General features: G+C 65.7%; 15 protein-coding genes and 1 pseudogene. 9 read left to right on the top strand and 7 right to left on the bottom strand.

The genetic code is table 11. The features are described 5' to 3' along the window. Nucleotides 1-152: 152 nt before the first annotated feature. The 4 genes from B5D38_RS13645 (at nucleotide 153) to B5D38_RS13630 (ending at nucleotide 4,851) form a co-directional block, all read left to right on the top strand. The gene (locus tag B5D38_RS13645) at nucleotides 153-1,370 is read left to right on the top strand and encodes an ADP-dependent glucokinase/phosphofructokinase (RefSeq protein WP_078708986.1); all 1,218 of its coding nucleotides are present in this window, start codon (nucleotides 153-155) and stop codon (nucleotides 1,368-1,370) included. A gap of 81 nt (nucleotides 1,371-1,451) precedes the next feature. After that, complete coding sequence (locus tag B5D38_RS13640) at nucleotides 1,452-2,765, top strand: ABC transporter substrate-binding protein (RefSeq protein WP_078709104.1); 1,314 nt, start codon at nucleotides 1,452-1,454, stop codon at nucleotides 2,763-2,765. Between the two features lie 232 nt (nucleotides 2,766-2,997). Beyond that, nucleotides 2,998-3,771, top strand: coding sequence for an SDR family NAD(P)-dependent oxidoreductase (locus B5D38_RS13635; protein ID WP_078708985.1), 774 nt, complete (start codon nucleotides 2,998-3,000; stop codon nucleotides 3,769-3,771). A 267-nt stretch (nucleotides 3,772-4,038) separates the two neighbouring features. Beyond that, on the top strand, nucleotides 4,039-4,851 hold the full coding sequence (locus B5D38_RS13630) for a DeoR/GlpR family DNA-binding transcription regulator (RefSeq protein ID WP_078708984.1): 813 nt from the start codon (nucleotides 4,039-4,041) through the stop codon (nucleotides 4,849-4,851). 191 nt (nucleotides 4,852-5,042) lie between these two features. On the opposite strand, the gene B5D38_RS13625 is transcribed toward B5D38_RS13630, so the two are convergent. Further along, nucleotides 5,043-5,459, bottom strand: a complete 417-nt coding sequence (locus tag B5D38_RS13625; RefSeq protein ID WP_078708983.1) for a winged helix-turn-helix transcriptional regulator — start codon at nucleotides 5,457-5,459, stop codon at nucleotides 5,043-5,045. 57 nt (nucleotides 5,460-5,516) lie between these two features. Here B5D38_RS13625 and B5D38_RS13620 point away from each other — a divergent pair, with 57 nt between their 5' ends. The 3 genes and pseudogenes from B5D38_RS13620 to B5D38_RS22565 form a co-directional block, all read left to right on the top strand. After that, nucleotides 5,517-6,419, top strand: coding sequence for an NmrA/HSCARG family protein (locus tag B5D38_RS13620; protein ID WP_342587358.1), 903 nt, complete (start codon nucleotides 5,517-5,519; stop codon nucleotides 6,417-6,419). A gap of 522 nt (nucleotides 6,420-6,941) precedes the next feature. After that, nucleotides 6,942-7,988 carry a hypothetical protein gene (locus B5D38_RS13615; RefSeq protein WP_078708982.1) on the top strand — a complete coding sequence of 349 codons (1,047 nt, stop codon included), beginning with the start codon at nucleotides 6,942-6,944 and terminating at the stop codon, nucleotides 7,986-7,988. A 112-nt stretch (nucleotides 7,989-8,100) separates the two neighbouring features. Next, nucleotides 8,101-8,250 (top strand): annotated as a pseudogene (locus B5D38_RS22565) (ABC transporter ATP-binding protein); the annotation flags it as partial. Between the two features lie 59 nt (nucleotides 8,251-8,309). On the opposite strand, the gene B5D38_RS13610 reads toward B5D38_RS22565, so the two are convergent. The 6 genes from B5D38_RS13610 to dctP are packed head-to-tail and all read right to left on the bottom strand — an operon-like array spanning nucleotide 8,310 to nucleotide 14,229. Continuing rightward, entirely contained in the window at nucleotides 8,310-9,425 is a 1,116-nt protein-coding gene (locus B5D38_RS13610) for an L-tyrosine/L-tryptophan isonitrile synthase family protein (protein ID WP_078708981.1), read from the bottom strand. Between the two features lie 45 nt (nucleotides 9,426-9,470). Beyond that, nucleotides 9,471-10,325: an ROK family protein gene (locus B5D38_RS13605; protein ID WP_078708980.1), complete on the bottom strand. Its 855-nt coding sequence runs from the start codon at nucleotides 10,323-10,325 to the stop codon at nucleotides 9,471-9,473. Nucleotides 10,326-10,328: 3 nt separating this feature from the next. After that, the gene (locus tag B5D38_RS13600; RefSeq protein ID WP_078708979.1) at nucleotides 10,329-11,444 is read right to left on the bottom strand and encodes an L-tyrosine/L-tryptophan isonitrile synthase family protein; all 1,116 of its coding nucleotides are present in this window, start codon (nucleotides 11,442-11,444) and stop codon (nucleotides 10,329-10,331) included. Continuing rightward, a complete protein-coding gene (locus B5D38_RS13595) occupies nucleotides 11,444-12,733 on the bottom strand; it encodes a TRAP transporter large permease (protein ID WP_078708978.1) in 1,290 nt (429 codons plus the stop codon). Before B5D38_RS13595 ends, B5D38_RS13600 begins: the two co-directional genes overlap by 1 nt. After that, nucleotides 12,726-13,208 carry a TRAP transporter small permease gene (locus tag B5D38_RS13590; protein ID WP_078708977.1) on the bottom strand — a complete coding sequence of 161 codons (483 nt, stop codon included), beginning with the start codon at nucleotides 13,206-13,208 and terminating at the stop codon, nucleotides 12,726-12,728. Before B5D38_RS13590 ends, B5D38_RS13595 begins: the two co-directional genes overlap by 8 nt. A gap of 7 nt (nucleotides 13,209-13,215) precedes the next feature. Continuing rightward, nucleotides 13,216-14,229 (bottom strand): TRAP transporter substrate-binding protein DctP, encoded by a 1,014-nt coding sequence (gene dctP, locus B5D38_RS13585; protein ID WP_165690865.1) that lies wholly within the window; start codon nucleotides 14,227-14,229, stop codon nucleotides 13,216-13,218. A 422-nt stretch (nucleotides 14,230-14,651) separates the two neighbouring features. Between dctP and B5D38_RS13580 the strand changes: the two genes are divergently transcribed. After that, nucleotides 14,652-15,470, top strand: coding sequence for an AraC family transcriptional regulator (locus B5D38_RS13580; RefSeq protein WP_165690864.1), 819 nt, complete (start codon nucleotides 14,652-14,654; stop codon nucleotides 15,468-15,470). Nucleotides 15,471-15,550: 80 nt separating this feature from the next. After that, nucleotides 15,551-16,534: an SIS domain-containing protein gene (locus B5D38_RS13575; RefSeq protein WP_078708974.1), complete on the top strand. Its 984-nt coding sequence runs from the start codon at nucleotides 15,551-15,553 to the stop codon at nucleotides 16,532-16,534. Nucleotides 16,535-16,613: the final 79 nt, after the last annotated feature.

The following is a 16,613-nucleotide window of genomic DNA, read 5'->3' as shown; positions in this document are numbered from 1 at the left end:
CGGGCGACCATCGCGCGCCACAAGAAGGCACCATTAAACGTCATAAATCGCTAAAAGCTATCATTGACAGTCATAAGGCGTCATTATACCGTCGGATCATACCGACGCGAACCAGCGAAACCACAAGCAGGAAGACGGTGTCGGGGAGGATCATGGTCAACAATTCGATGCGCGACTGGGCCGAGGCTTACGCGGCCCTGCTGATGCGCGCGCCCGAAATCATACGCCGGTCGCGAGTGACGCTGTGCGGGATGAGTGCGTGCATCGACGCCCGCATTTCCATGCACGATGTCCCGGCCGATTTGACGCTGGACAGCGCGGCGGCGGCGGATTTCATGGCGACCATCATCGGGCGGATGACGAACGGCGTTGGCGGCGAGATCCGGGTGGAGTGGCCCGAGGGGCCAGCATGGCTCGCTGAGCATTTGCCCGTCGACCACGCCTTCGGCGGCACCGGCCCGCACGCCGCCATGGTTCTGACGGCGCTTGGCGCGCCGACGCTTCTCGCCTTGGAGGACCGCAGCGCTCACATGCTGCGCTGCGTGCCGGGCGACCTGACTTTAGCCGAGGCTGGCCATAAGGTCGCCGTGCGGGATGTTCGGCCGGCCGGCGTCGCTCGCCCCGACATCTTCATCTTCGAGTTCACGGCCGGTCGGCCGGCGGCGGGCGTCGTTCCGCCGCGTTCCTCACGCATCATCGTGCGCTTCGGCGATCCAGGGCTGGAGCGGGACGACGCCTTCGAAGCGCTGAGCACAGGGCTCGCCGGCGAGGCGGGCGCCGGTCTGATCGCCGGCTTCGGCTGTGTCCCCGACAACGAACTCGATCAGGAGGTGGGACGGATCTCGGCGCTCGTGCATCAGTGGCGGGCGCGTGGCCTTGAGACCGTCCATCTCGAGCTGTCGACCTATGCCGATCCGGCGCCATGCTGGAGATTGTTGGACGGCTTCGCCTCCGTCGTCACCTCGGTGGGGATGAGCGAATCCGAACTGCGGTCCTTGACGAAGGGCCAGGAGACGGCCTCCGCCATGAGGGAGACGGCGGTGCGCCTCGGGCTGCGGCGGCTGTGCGTCCACGCCGATCACTGGGCGGCCTCGGTGACGCTCGACGATCCCGCGGTCGAGCGCGATGCCCTGATGATGGGGTGTCTGCTCGCCTCCGCGCGCGCCGAGGCGGGACGGCCCGTTTCGCGGCCGAGGGTGCCGGACGGCGCCTCCTTTGCCGAACCGCCTCTCGCCGACGGCGCGCTCTGCGATGGATGGCATCTCGTTTCCTGCGCGTCGCCCAATTTGCGGGCTCCGGCGACGACCCTCGGCCTCGGCGACACGTTCACCGCCGGCTGCCTGCTCGTGCTGGGAGGCGCCCGCGAATGAAGCGGGGCCGCCTTGGCTGAGGCCTTGGCGATCCGCCCCGACGATGACTTTCAGAAAAACAATGAGGAGGAGAGACAAGTGATGAAACGATGGGTGAATCTGGTTGCCGCCTCAGGCGCCATCCTGCTGTCGACGTCGGCCATGGCCGAGACGACCTTGACGATCGCCACCGTGAACAACAGCGACATGATCGTCATGCAGCGTCTCTCCAAGGCGTTCGAAAAGGAGCATCCAGACATCAAGCTGAACTGGGTCATTCTGGAGGAGAATGTTCTCAGGCAACGCTTGACCACGGATATCGCCACCAAGGGCGGTCAGTACGACATTCTCACCATCGGGCTCTTCGAGGCGCCGATGTGGGGAAAGCAGGGGTGGCTCGTCCCCTTCGACAATCCTCCTGAATCCTACGACATGGACGACGTGCTCCAGGCCGTGCGCGACGGTCTTTCCTATGAAGGAAAGCTCTACGCCGTCCCGTTCTACGTAGAGAGCCAGATGACGCTCTACCGCAAGGACCTGTTCGAGAAGGCGGGCGTCGCCATGCCCGACCAGCCGACATGGGACGAGGTGAAGGAGCTCGCGGCCAAGCTGAACGATCCCGAGCATGGCGTCTACGGCATCTGCCTGCGCGGCAAGCCGGGTTGGGGCGAGAACATCGGCCAGATGACGACCGTGGCCAACAGCTATGGCGCCCGCTGGTTCGATATGGATTGGCATGCGCAGCTCGACACGCCTCAATGGAAGGAGGCGCTGGAGATGTATGTCGGCCTCCTGCGGGATTATGGCCCTCCGGGCGCCTCCTCCAACGGCTACAACGAAAACCTGTCTCTCTTCGCCAGCGGCAAGTGCGCCATGTGGATGGATGCCACCGTGTCGGCGGGCTTCCTGGAGAACCCGAAGGAAAGCACGGTCGTCGGCAAGGTCGGCTATGCCCCTGAGCCGATCGGCAAGTTCGAGAAGGGAAGCCACAGCCTCTGGGCATGGGCGTTGGCGGTCCCCGTTTCGTCCCAGCATCCAGACCTCGCCAAGTCGTTCATCTACTGGGCGACGTCCAAGGACTACATCAAGATGGTCGCCGAGGAGACCGGCTGGGCCAGTGTGCCGCCGGGAACGCGCAAGTCGACCTATGACAACCCGGAGTACCAGAAGGCGGCGTCCTTCGCGAAGCTCACCATGGATGCCATCAGCACGGCGAACATGATGGACGCGACGCAGGAGAAGGTGCCCTATCGAGGCATTTCCTTCGTCGGAATCCCTGAGTTCCAGGCGATCGGGACCATGGTCGGACAGTACTTCGCCGCCGCCGTCGCCGGCTCGACCTCGATCGATCAGGCGCTCAAGGACGCGCAGGCCGCGACCGAGCGCGCCATGCAGCAGGCCGGCTACGTCAATTAGCCTGAGGCATCGCCCCGCTTTGGCGGGGCGGTGCGCTCGGCCGTCGCGGCGGGACCTTGCGAGCCACTGTGCCCCTTGCGCCGGTGCCCCGCCCGCCGCGATCGAGGGGACCGGCGCCGCCGCGTTCGGCGCGCCCGAAGGATGGAAGGCAGGCCCATGGAAGCCTGTCGGTCGCGGGTGAGGCGAGCCGAGGCGGTTCGCCGAACCCTCTTATCGCGTGCGAGGCCTCGTCATGTATCTGGAGAAATTCAATCTCAAAGGAAGGACCGCCTTCATCACTGGGGGAGGGCGCGGCATCGGACTTTGCTCCGCCCGAGCCCTGCTGGAGGCGGGCGCGGCGGTTGTCATTTCCGACCGGGACCCGGCGGTGCTGGAAGAGGGCCGGCGGGAGCTTGCCGAGCTCGGCCACGAGGTCGATGCTGTCGTTCTCGACGTCACGAGCTCCAAGGACGTTGCTGAGGCGGCGCGGCAAGCCAATGAGCGCCATGGCGCCATCGACATCCTGATCGCCAACGCCGGCATCGCCTGGCCCGACACGCCGGGCGAGGAGATGGCGGACGACGTCTGGCTCAAGGTCATCGATATCGACCTCAACGGCGCCTATTGGTGCTGCCGCGAGTTCGGTCGGGCGATGCTTGAGCGCGGGCATGGCGCGATCGTCACCCTCGGCTCCATGTCGGGCCTGATCTCCAACAAGCCGCAACGCCAGGTCCACTACAACGCGGCCAAGGCGGGTGTTCATCACATGACGCGCTCGCTCGCGGGGGAATGGGCCCATCGGGGCGTTCGGATCAACTGCGTCGCGCCGACCTATGTCGACACCGTCATGTCGAACCGCAGCTTCGGCGACCCCTCGCTGTATCCGATCTGGATGGAAATGACGCCGATGAATCGGGTCGCCCGGCCCGACGAGATCGCGTCCTCCGTGCTCTTCCTGGCATCCGACGCCTCGAGTGCCATGACGGGATCGCTGGTGGTGGTCGATTGCGGCTACACGATCTGGTAGCCGCCCGCCATCACGCCGGTGGTTCCGCACCATCGACCGGCGGCGATGATCCGCAGCCGATCGACGGCGAACGCAGGTGGCGGCGGGTGACGGCCTATGGCATAAGATGACCTCATGTGGCGAAGGCGCGGGGAGCGCCGGGCGGCCGCGGATCGACCATCGCGGCGTGTCGAGCGGCCTCCCTCCCGGTCCCGTCCGGCCCGATCGGATGCCGAACGGCCTCACTCTTGCTCCCGGGTGACGTGTCTCGCGGGAACGAGGAATGGCATGGAAGCGTCTTCGAAGCGGGTTGAGCTCATTCCGGCAAAGCGCCGCGCCCTGATCCTGGAGCGCATCCGGGTCGAGGGCGCCGCATCCATCCAGGCACTCGCCGAGGAGACCGGCGCTTCCATTTCGACGATACGGCGCGATCTCGAGCAGCTGACCGAGGAAGGCTATCTCGAGCGGACCCATGGCGGCGCCCTTCTGGTGCCGCCGTTGCGCGCGACCTTCGAGCGCGAGCCGACCTTCAATGCCGCCTTTCAGCATCGCCAGAAGCAGGCGATCGGCGCCGCCGCGGCCCAGAAGATCAAGGCCGGCGAAAGCGTCATCTTCGACAGCAGCTCGACGGTGATGGAGGCGGTGCGCGCCGCCCTTGCGCGCGACCTCGCCCTCACTGCCGTCACCAACAATCTCGACATCGCCAAGATGGCCTCCGAGGCACCCAACTGGAAGGTCATCGTGCCGGGTGGCACCGTGCGGCCGCGCTCCAGCCTGATCTTCGGCGAGCCGGGCGAGGCCTTCATGCAGAACATCCATCCGGATCTGTGCATCGTCGGCACCTACGCCGTCAGTGGTCGCCTTCTCACCGACGCCTCTCTGGAAGTGGCCTCCGTCAAGCGCTCGATGATCAAGGCGGCCCGACGCGCCATTCTCCTGGCCGACAGCTCGAAATTCCAGGCGCCCGCCTTCTGCACCTTCGGGGAGGTGTCGGATATCGACGAGATCATCACCGACGAGGACATCTCGCCGGAGCACCTCTCATTGCTGCGTTCCCTCGACGTCAACGTCACGGTGGTGCCGCTTCCCGCCGAAGGCTGAGGACGGCCGACCGTTCCCCCACGTCCCAGGTCTGCATTCCATCGTGGGAGTGCGCTACATTGACTGACGCATCACGGTCGGCTGCTTTCGACCCTTTCAAGTCGTTCTCTAAGATAAAGGGTTGCCCCGAAAGCCGTCATCGAACGGTATAAAATCGTGGCAAGTTGTTGCCACTCCCAATCTGCCGATTACTAGCGCTTCTGCGCCTTGTCGTAAGCGTGGCGGTTTCGCTCGATAACTCGCATGTTGCTCTGGACCCAGTGGCTCACGCCTTGCAGTGCATCGAGGATGCCGATGCCCAGCCCGGTCAACTCGTATTCAACCCTTGGTGGAACTTCTGGATAATAGTGGCGCGTCACCAGTCCGTCTCGCTCCAGGTTGCGGAGCGTGAGCGTCAGCATGCGCTGCGTGATCCCCTCGGTTTCCCTCTGCAGAGCCGAGAAGCGGAGACGCCGCTCACCAGCCCGCGACAGGCGCCACAAGACCTGTACGGTCCACTTGTCGCCGAGGCGTTCGCATATGCCGTTCGCCGGAATCGGGCGGAAGGTCTCGTCGAGGTTCGTCTCCTCGGTTCCACCATTACCGGAATAATCTGCCGAAGGTATCATTCGTGTGCCTCGCGCTGACGAAAGTGCCGTCTTCTCCCAGGTTTTAGCTTCTATACAATGCCGACTTTCGCAACATTGGTTCTGGCCATGGCACACAAGACTATACTCGTATTGGGCGCAACCGGGCGCCAGGGTGGATCTGTCGCGCGAGTGCTGCTGAACCGAGGATGGAGTGTCCGCGCGTTCGTGAGGGACTCGTCGAAGCCAGCCGCTGCCGAACTTGCCGCAGCCGGTGCTCGCCTCGCACGGGGGACGTTCGATGACACGGCATCTTTGCGTGCCGCGATGGATGAGGTCCATGGCGTCTTCAGCGCATTGCCGGCTACTTTGTCAGCAGAAGACGAAGTCCGTCATGGAATCGCCATCGCGGAACTGGCGGCGGACGAGGACATTCCGCATTTCGTCTACTCGTCCGGTGCCAGCGCCGGAACGGTGCCTACGGGCATTGCGCGGTTCGACGCCAAGCCGCGGATCGAGGCACATGTTCGCCGCATCTTGCCCGAGGCGACGATCCTCCGTCCCTCGATCTTCATGGACATGCTCGTACGGCCGGGAACGGGCCTTGACAAAGGGCGCTACACATCACTGGTCGAACCCCAGGGGTCCATGCATGTCGTTTCCCTGGCAGATATCGGCCGGTTTGTTGCCGCGGTCTTTTACGACAGGGAGCGTTTCGCCGGGCAGGTTGTGCCGCTGGCCAGCGATCGCCTGACGGGTCTAGATCTCGCCGCCGCGTTCTCGCAGGCGAGCGGGCGACCCATTAGCTATGCGCGCCTGCCCGACGCCGTTCTGTCGACCAATCCCGACCTGGCACACATGGCAGAAAGCCTGGAGCGTGGCCCCCTCTCGCAGCCGATCGACCTGGATCTGATGCGGGCCATCAACCCAGACCTCACGAGCTTTCGCGCTTGGCTGGCGACGCAGGGACGGCCTCTTCTCAACGAAGCGTTGCGAGGGTGACGGCGGTCTGGAGACCGCACTCAATCGACCAGACTGCGCAAGAAGCGATCACAACGTGAAGGACAGACGCTCGCCACTGGCAAAACACAGATGAGGCGTTCGACGTAATTGTCGTTGCAGTGCCATCAAAAGCGATGAACGGCAGCTATCCAGCCGCTCAGTCGAGAAGCTGCCCGACCCCTTTCCACCCACCGCGTCACGGTGGGGTACGCTACGCGGCGCAAAGCCGGGGCCGCGCTATGCTCACGTTTTGCCCGCCTGACGTTGCAGGGCCGGGCGGAAGAAAGTGCGCCACCATCTCATTCCAAACTCGGTCAAAGTTCCCTTCTTCCCACCCAGCATAGCGTTCATATTGCCGAGCACACGCTCCATGACGCCGAATGGAGTATTGCAATGAACGAAAATGGTGTGTTATGAACGGTTATGACCGATTGCGAAGCGAGTCGGCTGTGAGGTGGAAACCAGCATGACCTGATCCTGCCCGATCGGACGCAGCGTCGGTCATCGGCAGGAGGATGGAACTTGGTGCGTCTCGAACAGAAGCTGGAGAACATTCGCGCCGGGCGCTACACGCCCGCCGACTTCATGATCGCCGACGCCAAGGACGGCGACATGGGGTCCGGCGTCTCGGCGTCGGCACCGAGGCGCAACGCCGATGGAAGCTGGCAGCGCTATAACACCCGCTCCGAATTCCTCGACAACATCCAGGCGATCATCGAGCAGGATATCGTCGATATCATGCTCGTCTCGGCCTCCAACCTGGAGCTGCTTCACGAGCGCGGCGCCTTCGCGGGCAGTGCCGTCAAGCCCGCCATCCGGGCCAACGACACCACGGATTGCTGGGGCGGCGTCCGCCATGCCATCTATCCGAAAAGGCCCTCCCGACCGTTCCGAACGGCCAACCTCTCGCAGGTGATGTACGGCACCGACACGCCGGAGCCCGGCGCGCCGATCACCGGCACGGACCTTGGGCTCTACTCCATCACCTTCCTCAACGACGTGGAGGCCGACGCGGCCGCGCTGGAAGCCTTCACCGCCTTTCGGGCCGACGCGGCGGCAAACGGCTTCAAGTACTTTCTCGAGGTCTTCAACCCCAACGTCCCGTGCGGGCTGGAGCCGGAGCAGATCGGCGCATACGTGAACGACTGCATCCTGCGCTGCCTCGCCGGCGTCCTGAAGGCTCACCGGCCGCAGTTCCTCAAGATCCCCTTCAACGGTCCCGAGGCACTGGAGGAGCTGGCCAGCTTCGATCCTTCCCTCGTCGTCGGTGTGCTGGGTGGCGGCGCCGGCACGACGCGCGACACCTTCGAGTTGATCGCCCAGGCCGAGCGCTTCGGCGGCCGCCTGGCGCTTTTCGGCCGCAAGATCAACCTCGCGGAAGATCCGCTGGAGGTCGTGCGGCTGATGCGCGAGGTGGTGAACGGCGCGGTCGCGCCCGAGGAGGCCGTGCGGGCCTATCACGGGGCTCTTCAGAAGAAGGGCATCCGCAGCCATCGCGAGCTCGCCGACGACCGCAAGGTGACGGAAGCGCCGCTGATGCGCGCCGCAAGCCAGCAGCGCGCCGCCTGACGATCCGGCCGAAACCTCGAAGGAGGGCGAAAACAACGAAGCCGTCGGCGCCGGAGGACGCGGGAAGGAGGATCCGCATTCGGCGCCGCACGATCTGACGATGGCCGTTGTTGACCCTCTTTCAAACCTCAATGCCGCGCTGCGTACCCTGATGCGCCTCGAATTGGCGAAGCTCCACCAGGAGCTGGATGTCACTATGATTTTCGTAACGCACGACCAGATCGAGGCGATGACAATGGTCGGCTGCATGGCTGTTCTATCGCCGCGCGGTGACGCTCGAGGCCCGGCGGGAGCCCGCCATCCGCCGGGCCTCGCCTCTCCTCAATCGAGGAGCAGGAACGGCTCGGGATCGCTGTCGCCTTCCAGCTTCAGCCCGGTCCAGTCGCGGTTCGACGTCAGGAGATCCCACCGATATTCGATCCGCAGGCTCTGCTCGTCCTCGTTCCACACCGGCATGCCGTGATAGGGCAGCACGTCCGCCGGCTCGGGCAGGGGACGCACGCCGATCCGGCCCGGCCGGGGTGAAACCGTTAGCCCCAGCGCGCCGGGAGCGAATTTTTCCAGGAGCTGCACCTTGTCGCGAGCCTCAAGGAAGGCGCGATACTGGATCACGCCCTCGTCGCTGCGCCGTTCCAGATCCGCGCGCAGAGCGGCGGCGGCCGGATCGCCGAGATAGGCCAGGCGCAATTCCTCCTCCGATACGCCGGGCGTCGCGCAGAGATGGAATGTCACCGGCCGGGCCTCGCGCAGCGCGGTGACGGTCTTCTCGTCTCCGGCCTCGGCCCGGGCGCGGATTTCCTCGGTGGTTTCCTTCCACACGTCGAGGAAGCTGGGCGTCTCGTCGGCGATCCGCGAGGTTTCGTGGAGAACCAGTGTCTTGCCGCATCCCGCTGCCTCGGAGAGCGCGACAAGAGCGTCGAAATAGTCGTCCGAATCCTTCTGCGGCATGCCGTTGACCCGGGCGAAGGCGCCCTCGGCGAAAATGTGGACGCGGGCGCCGGGGGCATGGAAGCGCTCGACGGCGCGCGCGAATTCGTGCAACCGGCGCAGCATGACCAGCTCTCCGAAGTCGGGCAGCTTGCGCCGCGTCTTCAGGGGAACCGGCGCCTTGAAGGGGAAGCCGAGGATGGTGAACTCGATGGGCTTGCCGGCGGCGACGAAGGGCCGGGCCATCGCCGTCCAGTGATCCTTGAGGTCGCGGATCCATTCCGGCAGGCCGAACACGTTGCGCGGGTCGCAGCAAAGATCGATGAGACCGTCCTCCCAGGATGAGGAGGCCGCATCCTTCCCGAGCTTCGGCGCGAGACGCTCGAGCTGGGGGGCGAGGTCCGCGATGATGATGGGTCCGCCGTCACGAAAGCGCGCGGTCGGCCGGGCACGGTCCAGATGGCGGAAGGGGCGGAAGGGAAAGACATAAGCGCTCGTCCGGTTGGACATGATCGGATGGCCTTCTGTTCGATGGATTTCGGGAAGAGGGTCGGCTCAGGCCAGCCCGCGGCAGGCGGCGGCCTCGAGGGTGCTGACGCGCACCGCCTCCGGCTGGCAGATGGGCTCGAGGCGCTCGGCGAGGATGCGCTTTGCACGGTCGAGAAAGAGCGGGGCGGCTCGGGCGACCGAGCCCGCGAGCACCACGGTGCGCGGATCGAAAATCCGGCACATGGTGACAAGGTAGGTGCCGAGGTGCTCGGCGAAGATATCGAAGACCCGCGCGGCCTCGGCATCGCTTGTCGAGCGCTCGGCGATCTCGGCCCCGCTGAGCTCCTTGCCGGTCAGACCGCGATAGAGGCGCGTCAGGCCACGCCCCGAAAGCAGATAATCCAGCGTCACGGTTTCGCCGATCTCGGAAACGTGGCGCACCTCCTGGCTGACCAGGCCGGCGCCGCCGGTGAAGCCGCGCATGAGCGTGCCGTCATGATAGGCGAGGCCTGCTCCCGAACCGAGGTTGATGAGCAGGATCGGCGCGGCGGCCGGCCCGACGCCGAAGCGGTATTCGCCGAGCGCCATGGCGTGAACGTCGCTCTCGACGCGGATTTCGCGCCCGGGGAAGCGGTCGCGCAGACCCGCGCCGAGATCGAGCTCGATCGGACCACCGAGAAGCGAGCTCTGGCGCAGCCGGCCCTCGTGGACCGGCGCGTTCCAGCTTACGCCGACGCGGCGGTCGCCCGGGCCGACATGGGCGTCGAACAGCGCCAGGGCGCGGCCGAGAAACGACGGCTCGCCGGGCCGCAGCGAGGCCGTGGCTACCGTCTCGCGGCTCAAAAGCTCACCTGCCGGCGTCATCCGGCAGATGTCGATCTTGGTGCCTCCAAGGTCGAAGGCAATCGTCGTGTCTGACACGGCTCACGCCTCACGATAGACGAACGGGGCGGGGTCGGCGTCGCCTTCGAGGTGCAGCGGCTCCAAGGTGCCGCCACCGTGCCGCAGATCCCAAAGGTAATCGATGCGCAGGCTGGCGCCGCCACGCTCGATCACCGGCACGCCATGGTAGGGCAGCTTGTTGGCGGGGCGTGGCAGCGGCCGCACGCCGAGCCTGCCGGGTCGCGGCGAGACGGTCATGGACAACCCCCCCGGCACGAGGCGCTCGAGCAGGCCGATCCTGTCCCGCGCCTCCAGAAAGCCGCGATAGGCCACGACGCCGGCCTCGGCGCGCGCCGTGATGGAGCGGCGGAGCCCGGCGGCGTCCTCGTCGCCTCGGTAGGCGCGGCGCAGTTCGTCCTCGGAGACGCCGGGGTTGGCGATGTTGTGGAAGCGAACCGGCAAGGCATCGCGGATCGCCGTCAGCGTCGCGGGATCCCCGTCCTCGCGGCGGCGGCGGATGTCGGCGGTGGCTTCCTCCCAGGCGGGGCGGAAGTCGGCCTCATCGTCGAGCACGACATCGAGATCGTGCAGCTTCAGATGCTTGCCGATCCCGAAGCGCTCCACGACCCGGCCGAGCGATGCGAAATAGCCGTCCGCCCAGTCGCGCGAGATGCCGTTGAGCTCGTGGAAGGGGCCCTCCGTCAGGACATGCACCCTCGCGCCAGGCTTGTGATGCGCGGCGATGGCCTCGCCGATCCGGTTCAGGCGGCAGAGGCTGACGACCTCGCCGAAATCCGCGTCCCTTCGATTGGTCTTCAGCGGCACCGGCATCTTGAAGGGGAAGCCGAGAATGGTGAACTCGATGGGCTGGTCGGCAGCAATGCGCGTCTCGATGGCGGCAAGCCACTCCGCCGAGCGCGACGTCACGAATTCGGCTTGCCCGAAGAGAACATCGGGTTGGACGAAGAGCGCCAGGATGCGCTCTGCCAGGCTGCCCTCGGCGGGCAGGGCGAGCGGTGGCGCGAAGCGCTCCACCAGCGGCTGCAGATCGGCCGTGCCCACTGTGCGCGCGGGCAGGAACGTCGCGCTCTCCTCCGTCCGGTCCAGATGCTGAAAGCTTTGGAACGGAAAGATGTAGGGACTCGTCTTGTCGGTCATCAGGACATCCATTGGGGAAGGGTGAGAACGATCGCCGGAACCGCCGACAACAGCAGCAGAACGATCGCCAGGGTGAGATAGAAGGGCGCCATTTCGCGCAGGAATTCGCCCACCCGGCAGCCGGTCATGGAGCAGATGGTGAAGAGCACGATGCCGACGGGCGGGGTGAGGGTTCCGATGGTCAGGTTCAGCGCGACGACGACGCCCATGTGAACTTCGTCGATGCCGAAATGGCGCGCGATGCCGACCAGCAGCGGCGCCGCCAGGATCATGATCGCCGCGCCCTCGACCAGCATGCCGAGCAGCAGGAGAGCGATGTTGAGCAGGACCAGGATCAGAAGCGGGCTGTCGGTGATCGCCGAGAGCGCCGAGATGACATGGGCCGGCACCTGCTCGACGGCGAAGATGTAGGAGAAGGCGGACGAGGCGCCCATGATGATCAGCACGGTCGCCGTCGTCTCGGCCGTCTCCTTGAGGATGGCCCAGAGCTCGCTCCAGCCGACCGAGCGGTAGATGAAGGCGCTGACGACGAGCGTATAGAGCGCCGCCATGACTGAAAGCTCCGTGATGGTGAAGGTGCCGATACGCAGCCCCACGATCAGGAGAACCGGCATCATCAGGGCGAAGGCGCAGCGGCGCAGCGCTGCCAGCCTCTCCGCCCGGCTTGAGCGTCCGGCCAAAACCGCGCCATAGCTTCTGCGCCGTGCGATGATGGCGACCGTGACCATCAGCGCCAGGGCGATCAGCAGCGCCGGAACCACACCGCCAAGGAAGAGCTGCGCCACGGAAACCTGCCCCAGCAGACCGAACAGGATCAGCGAGGTGGAGGGCGGCAGGATCGGCGCGATGACGGCGGAGGCCGCCGAGACCGCCCCGGAGAAGCCAAGAGAGTAGCCGTGCGCGCGCATCTGCGGCACGAGAACGCGGCTGTCGATGGCGGCATCGGCGACGGCCGAGCCCGACATCGAGCCGATGATCAGGCTGTTCAGCACCGCCACCTGCGCAAGGCCGCCGCGCCAGTGTCCGACCATGACCTGGGCGAAGGAAATGATGCGTTCCGCGATGCCGCCGCGCGCCATCACGGTTCCGGCGAAGACGAAGAACGGGATCGCCAGAAGCGGGAAGCTGCGCAGCGAGCTCTGGACCTGCTGCATCATCACCAGGGCAGAGGCATCGGCGTGGAAGAGGAAATAGATCAGCGCCGCGCCGAGCACGGCGAAAGTCACCGGCAGGCCGAGAACCATGGCCACGACCATGCCGGCGAGATCCAGCATGAGGAAATCACTCATCGGCCGGCCCGCTGCGCAGCAGCCCGACCATGCGCGTGAGATACGACAGGGCCATCAGGGCGAAACTCAAGGGAAAGATCATGTAGAAGTACCCCAGGGGCATCTGCAGCCCTTCGGAGGTGCGGTTCCAGCTTCGCATCGTGTAGTCCCAGGAGATGTCGGTCATGACCGCCGCGATGACGACGCAGGCGAGGTCGAGCACGACCTGCAGCGCCAGCCGCACCCGCGCCCCGAGCTTCTGATGCAGAATGTCCACGTGGAAGTGCCGCCCGCGGCGCGCCGCGCCCGCTGATCCAAGAAAGATCATCCAGACGAAGGCATAGGTGGACAGCTCGATGCCGTAGGGCACCGTGCGGCCGAACGCGTTGCGCAGCAGCACGTCGGCGCTGACCATCACGATGGTGAAGGCCACCAGCAGGGCTGGCAGCACTTCATCGAGAAATTTCCACAGACGCAGGAGAAGAAGTCGCCCCATGGCGCGATCATTTCATCGCGGCGCGGACTTCCTCGAGCAGGCCGGCCGGCCATTCGGGGAACAGGCTGTAGAAGGGCTCGGTCGCCTTGCGATAGGCGTCCTTGTCGGCATCGACGAAAGTGACGCCTTTTTCCTTCAGCGAGGCGACCCGCTTCTTGGTGATCTCGTCCATGCCCACGGAGTAGGCCTCGCCCTTGGCGGCGAACTCGTCCTTGAGGAGCGTCTGGCAGGGCTCCGGCAGCTTGGCGAAAAGGCTCTCGCTCATGGCGAAGCCGTAGAAGACGCGGAAATGGTCCGTGACGGTGACGGTCTTGGCCACCTCCATCAGATTGGCGTCGGCCATGCCGTCGATGCCGCCCTCGGCCGCGTCGACCACACCCTGCTGGAGCGCGAGGTAGAGCTCGGAGAAGGGTAGGGCCATCGGCGCCGTCTGGAGCGTCTCGAAGGTCCGCAGATAGGCCGGCGCCTCTGGCACGCGCATCTTGATGCCCTTGAGGTCGGAGGGCTCAGGATAGCCCTTGTGGCCGAGGATCGAGCGCGGCGCGTCAAACCAGTTGAGGGCGAGAATCCGCAGCCCCGCCTTTTCAGCCAGACGATCCTTGAGGCCGCTGATCAGCTCGGACTTTTCCAACTTCTGCGCGCTTTCCAGCGTCGGCGTCAGGAACGGGCCGTTGAGGATGGACAGCTCCGGAACCCCTGCCGTGGCGAGCGCGCCGGCGGTCGTATAGAAAATGATGTTCTCGCCGAAGGAGGCCTGTTCGAGAGCCTGCATCTCGCCGCCGAGCTGCGCCGAGGGAAAGACCGCCAGTTCCAGCTTTCCATCGGTGACTTTGGTGACGTCCGCGACAATCTCCTCGAGCCGGGGATGAATCGGGCTGGTGGTCGAGTTCTGGTGCGAGATGCGAAACGACACCGGAGCGTTGAGCGCGGCCGAGCAGGCAGGGCCGGTCTCCTGGGCGCCGGCGGCGCCGGCGGATGCCAATACGACAGCGATGGTGGCGACTGCACTGTTCCTGAGCATGCGGACGTTCCTCTCTCTTGTCTGATTGGTGCCGGACCGCTTGCGGCCGGGAATGATCGAAGGTGGCATGTCGTGCGTGCCTCATTCTTGAACGTTTGTGAGAGGCGACCACGCAAGGTGCAGTCGCGCGACTGGCAGGCTCGCGCCAAATGCATCTAAGATGCTGAACTGCAAGGCATTCCGTAGGCGGTCCTTGCGAGCGTCATGCGTTTGTCGGGCTGTCTAACGCGCCGTGACGGCGGTGTGGTCGCCCGATGAACCGGCTGTTCTGGCGGCGGCTTTTTTGACGTTTGCGAAGGCGAGCGCGCGACCGGGTGAGCATGCATCATCCCAAAATGGGCTCTTGTCATCGACCGGCGTCTGTGAAGACATTGCCCTTCGGCTAAGCGGATGGACGAATGGCTCGGAGGACATCGCCTTTCATGAAGACCGACAGGACAGTTGCCCATTGGCGGATCGGGGACCTGATCGATGTGCTGGACATCGTGTCGCCGCCGGAAAGCGGAACGATGCACTGCCACCCCACCTACAATATCGGCGCGGTCCTCGAGGGACATGCCACCGTCGAAAGCGACGGAACCAGCCACGATCAGCCCACCGGCTCCATCATCCTGTTCAATGTCTTCGACGCCCATGCCAGCGCATGGCATGGCGAGCGGAACCACTACTTCGTCATGAACATCGGGGAAGAGGCGTGGCGGCGTCTGTCCGCGCCTTTGGGAGGCGGGCGGGCACGGCTGATGATGCGCGGCCCGATCGCCCAGGACAGGATTCTCTTCCACATGATGCTGGGCTTGCGCGGCGAGTTGCTGACGCGCCCCGAGGGTGTGGGCTTCGACGATGTCGCTGCCATCGTCGACGCCGTCGCCCGGCGGGGATTTCTCAGCGAGGCGGACACCACGCCCGCCGAAACCCTCGAGGCCTTCCGCGAGCATCTGAACGAGGCGGTGGAGCATGGCGAGGGGCCGATCCGCATCGAGGACCTGGCCGAGCATCTCGACCTCAGTCGCTTTCAGCTCTCCCGGCTTCTGCGCAACGCCATCGGCATGCAGCCGCGCCGGCTAAGATTACAGCTCATGGTGGCAACCGCTCAATCGGAGATCGCCGCCGGGGGCGCGCTGTCCTCGGCTGCCATGCGGGCGGGCTTCTCCGACCAAAGCCACATGAACCGCGAGTTCCGGCGCACGCTCGGCATCACGCCGAAGGAGTATCAAAGAGTGGTGCGCCTAGAAGCGCCCTGAGGGGCGCACAAACATACAAGAAGCCGAAGGCCGGCTGCGACATGCTCTGCCCATCCTTTGCAGCGGATGGAGCAGTCCCCGTGAATTTCACCCAGAGCATCGACAAGATCCCGGCCTGCCTCGACACGGCGGTGGCGCTCGCCTCCCGCACCGCACGTGCCATTGGCGCGGACGGCTGGTCGGGCGAGACCATCGCGTTCACCGGGGTCGGTGCAAGCCTCCATTCATCCGAGGTCGCGGCAAGGCAGTGCCGCGCCCGGGGCATCGTGGCCTATGCGTTCAGCCTGGATGAGATGGCGGAGGCGGGTCTGGCGCTGGCCGACCGGGTGGTTATCCTTTCCGCATCGGGCAGAAGCACCGAGGCGCTCGACCTTCTGGACAAGCTGCACGGCACCCGCGCCGTGGCGGTTTCGGTGCGCGCGGATACGCCGCTCGGGGCAGCCGTCGAGGGGGTGATCGAGACGGGAAACGCCCTCGAAAGCAGCCCCAGCGCCCCGAGCTTCGTCTCGACCTTCGTGGCCACCGCCATCCTGGCCGACATCATCGCCGGAAGAGAGGCGTCCGACTGGTCGGGGCTCGGCGAGCGCGCCGGGAAACTCCTCGCTGAAGCCGCCGGGAGAGCCCGCGAGCAGGCGGCCCGCATGGCCCGCTGCACCTCGATCGATTGTGCTGCGCCGGGGCTTCTTTATGGCGTCGCCGGAGAGGTGGCGCTGCTCCTGCGTGAGGCGGCCCGCGTCCCGGCGGCGGCCTTCGGCACCCGCGACTATCTGCACGGCCCGCTGGAATCGCTGGAGGCGGGGCAAGGGCTCATCACGCTGGGCGGCGCGCGCGAGGCACAGCTCGCCCGCGATATGGAGGAGGCCGGGGCGGCGGTCTGGCATGTCGGCTCCGCCGGCGAGGCGCTCTCTCATTCGGTCAACCTCGCCGCAAGCGGGCACCCCGACATCGATGCGCTCATGACGATGCTTCCCGTCGAGCTCTTCATCGCCGAGCTTTCGGCGCTGCACGGCCACGCCGACGCTCCGTTCCGCTACCGACAGAAGGATACGAAGCGGCGAGATTGACGCGGAGGCATCGGTAACGGGCTCGTTTGCGCTGGGAACGCTGGAGCCCGTGGCGCTTGCGGATCGATGGCTCGCCGTC

The sequence above is a fragment of the Consotaella salsifontis genome, assembly GCF_900167365.1.
GTDB classification, from domain to species: domain Bacteria; phylum Pseudomonadota; class Alphaproteobacteria; order Rhizobiales; family Rhizobiaceae; genus Consotaella; species Consotaella salsifontis.
Note: the sequence above shows the minus strand (reverse complement) of the source record. Positions and strands in the feature narration are given on the sequence as shown.

What these genes read in the sequence shown, in the direction of transcription:
- B5D38_RS13645 (WP_078708986.1), top strand. Translation starts at nt 153, where the DNA reads ATGGTCAACAATTCGATGCGCGACTGGGCCGAGGCTTACGCGGCCCTG.
- B5D38_RS13640 (WP_078709104.1), top strand. Translation starts at nt 1,452, where the DNA reads ATGAAACGATGGGTGAATCTGGTTGCCGCCTCAGGCGCCATCCTGCTG.
- B5D38_RS13635 (WP_078708985.1), top strand. Translation starts at nt 2,998, where the DNA reads ATGTATCTGGAGAAATTCAATCTCAAAGGAAGGACCGCCTTCATCACT.
- B5D38_RS13630 (WP_078708984.1), top strand. Translation starts at nt 4,039, where the DNA reads ATGGAAGCGTCTTCGAAGCGGGTTGAGCTCATTCCGGCAAAGCGCCGC.
- B5D38_RS13625 (WP_078708983.1), bottom strand. Translation starts at nt 5,459, where the DNA reads ATGATACCTTCGGCAGATTATTCCGGTAATGGTGGAACCGAGGAGACG.
- B5D38_RS13620 (WP_342587358.1), top strand. Translation starts at nt 5,517, where the DNA reads ATGCCGACTTTCGCAACATTGGTTCTGGCCATGGCACACAAGACTATA.
- B5D38_RS13610 (WP_078708981.1), bottom strand. Translation starts at nt 9,425, where the DNA reads ATGTCCAACCGGACGAGCGCTTATGTCTTTCCCTTCCGCCCCTTCCGC.
- B5D38_RS13600 (WP_078708979.1), bottom strand. Translation starts at nt 11,444, where the DNA reads ATGACCGACAAGACGAGTCCCTACATCTTTCCGTTCCAAAGCTTTCAG.
- B5D38_RS13595 (WP_078708978.1), bottom strand. Translation starts at nt 12,733, where the DNA reads ATGAGTGATTTCCTCATGCTGGATCTCGCCGGCATGGTCGTGGCCATG.
- B5D38_RS13590 (WP_078708977.1), bottom strand. Translation starts at nt 13,208, where the DNA reads ATGGGGCGACTTCTTCTCCTGCGTCTGTGGAAATTTCTCGATGAAGTG.
- dctP (WP_165690865.1), bottom strand. Translation starts at nt 14,229, where the DNA reads ATGCTCAGGAACAGTGCAGTCGCCACCATCGCTGTCGTATTGGCATCC.
- B5D38_RS13580 (WP_165690864.1), top strand. Translation starts at nt 14,652, where the DNA reads ATGAAGACCGACAGGACAGTTGCCCATTGGCGGATCGGGGACCTGATC.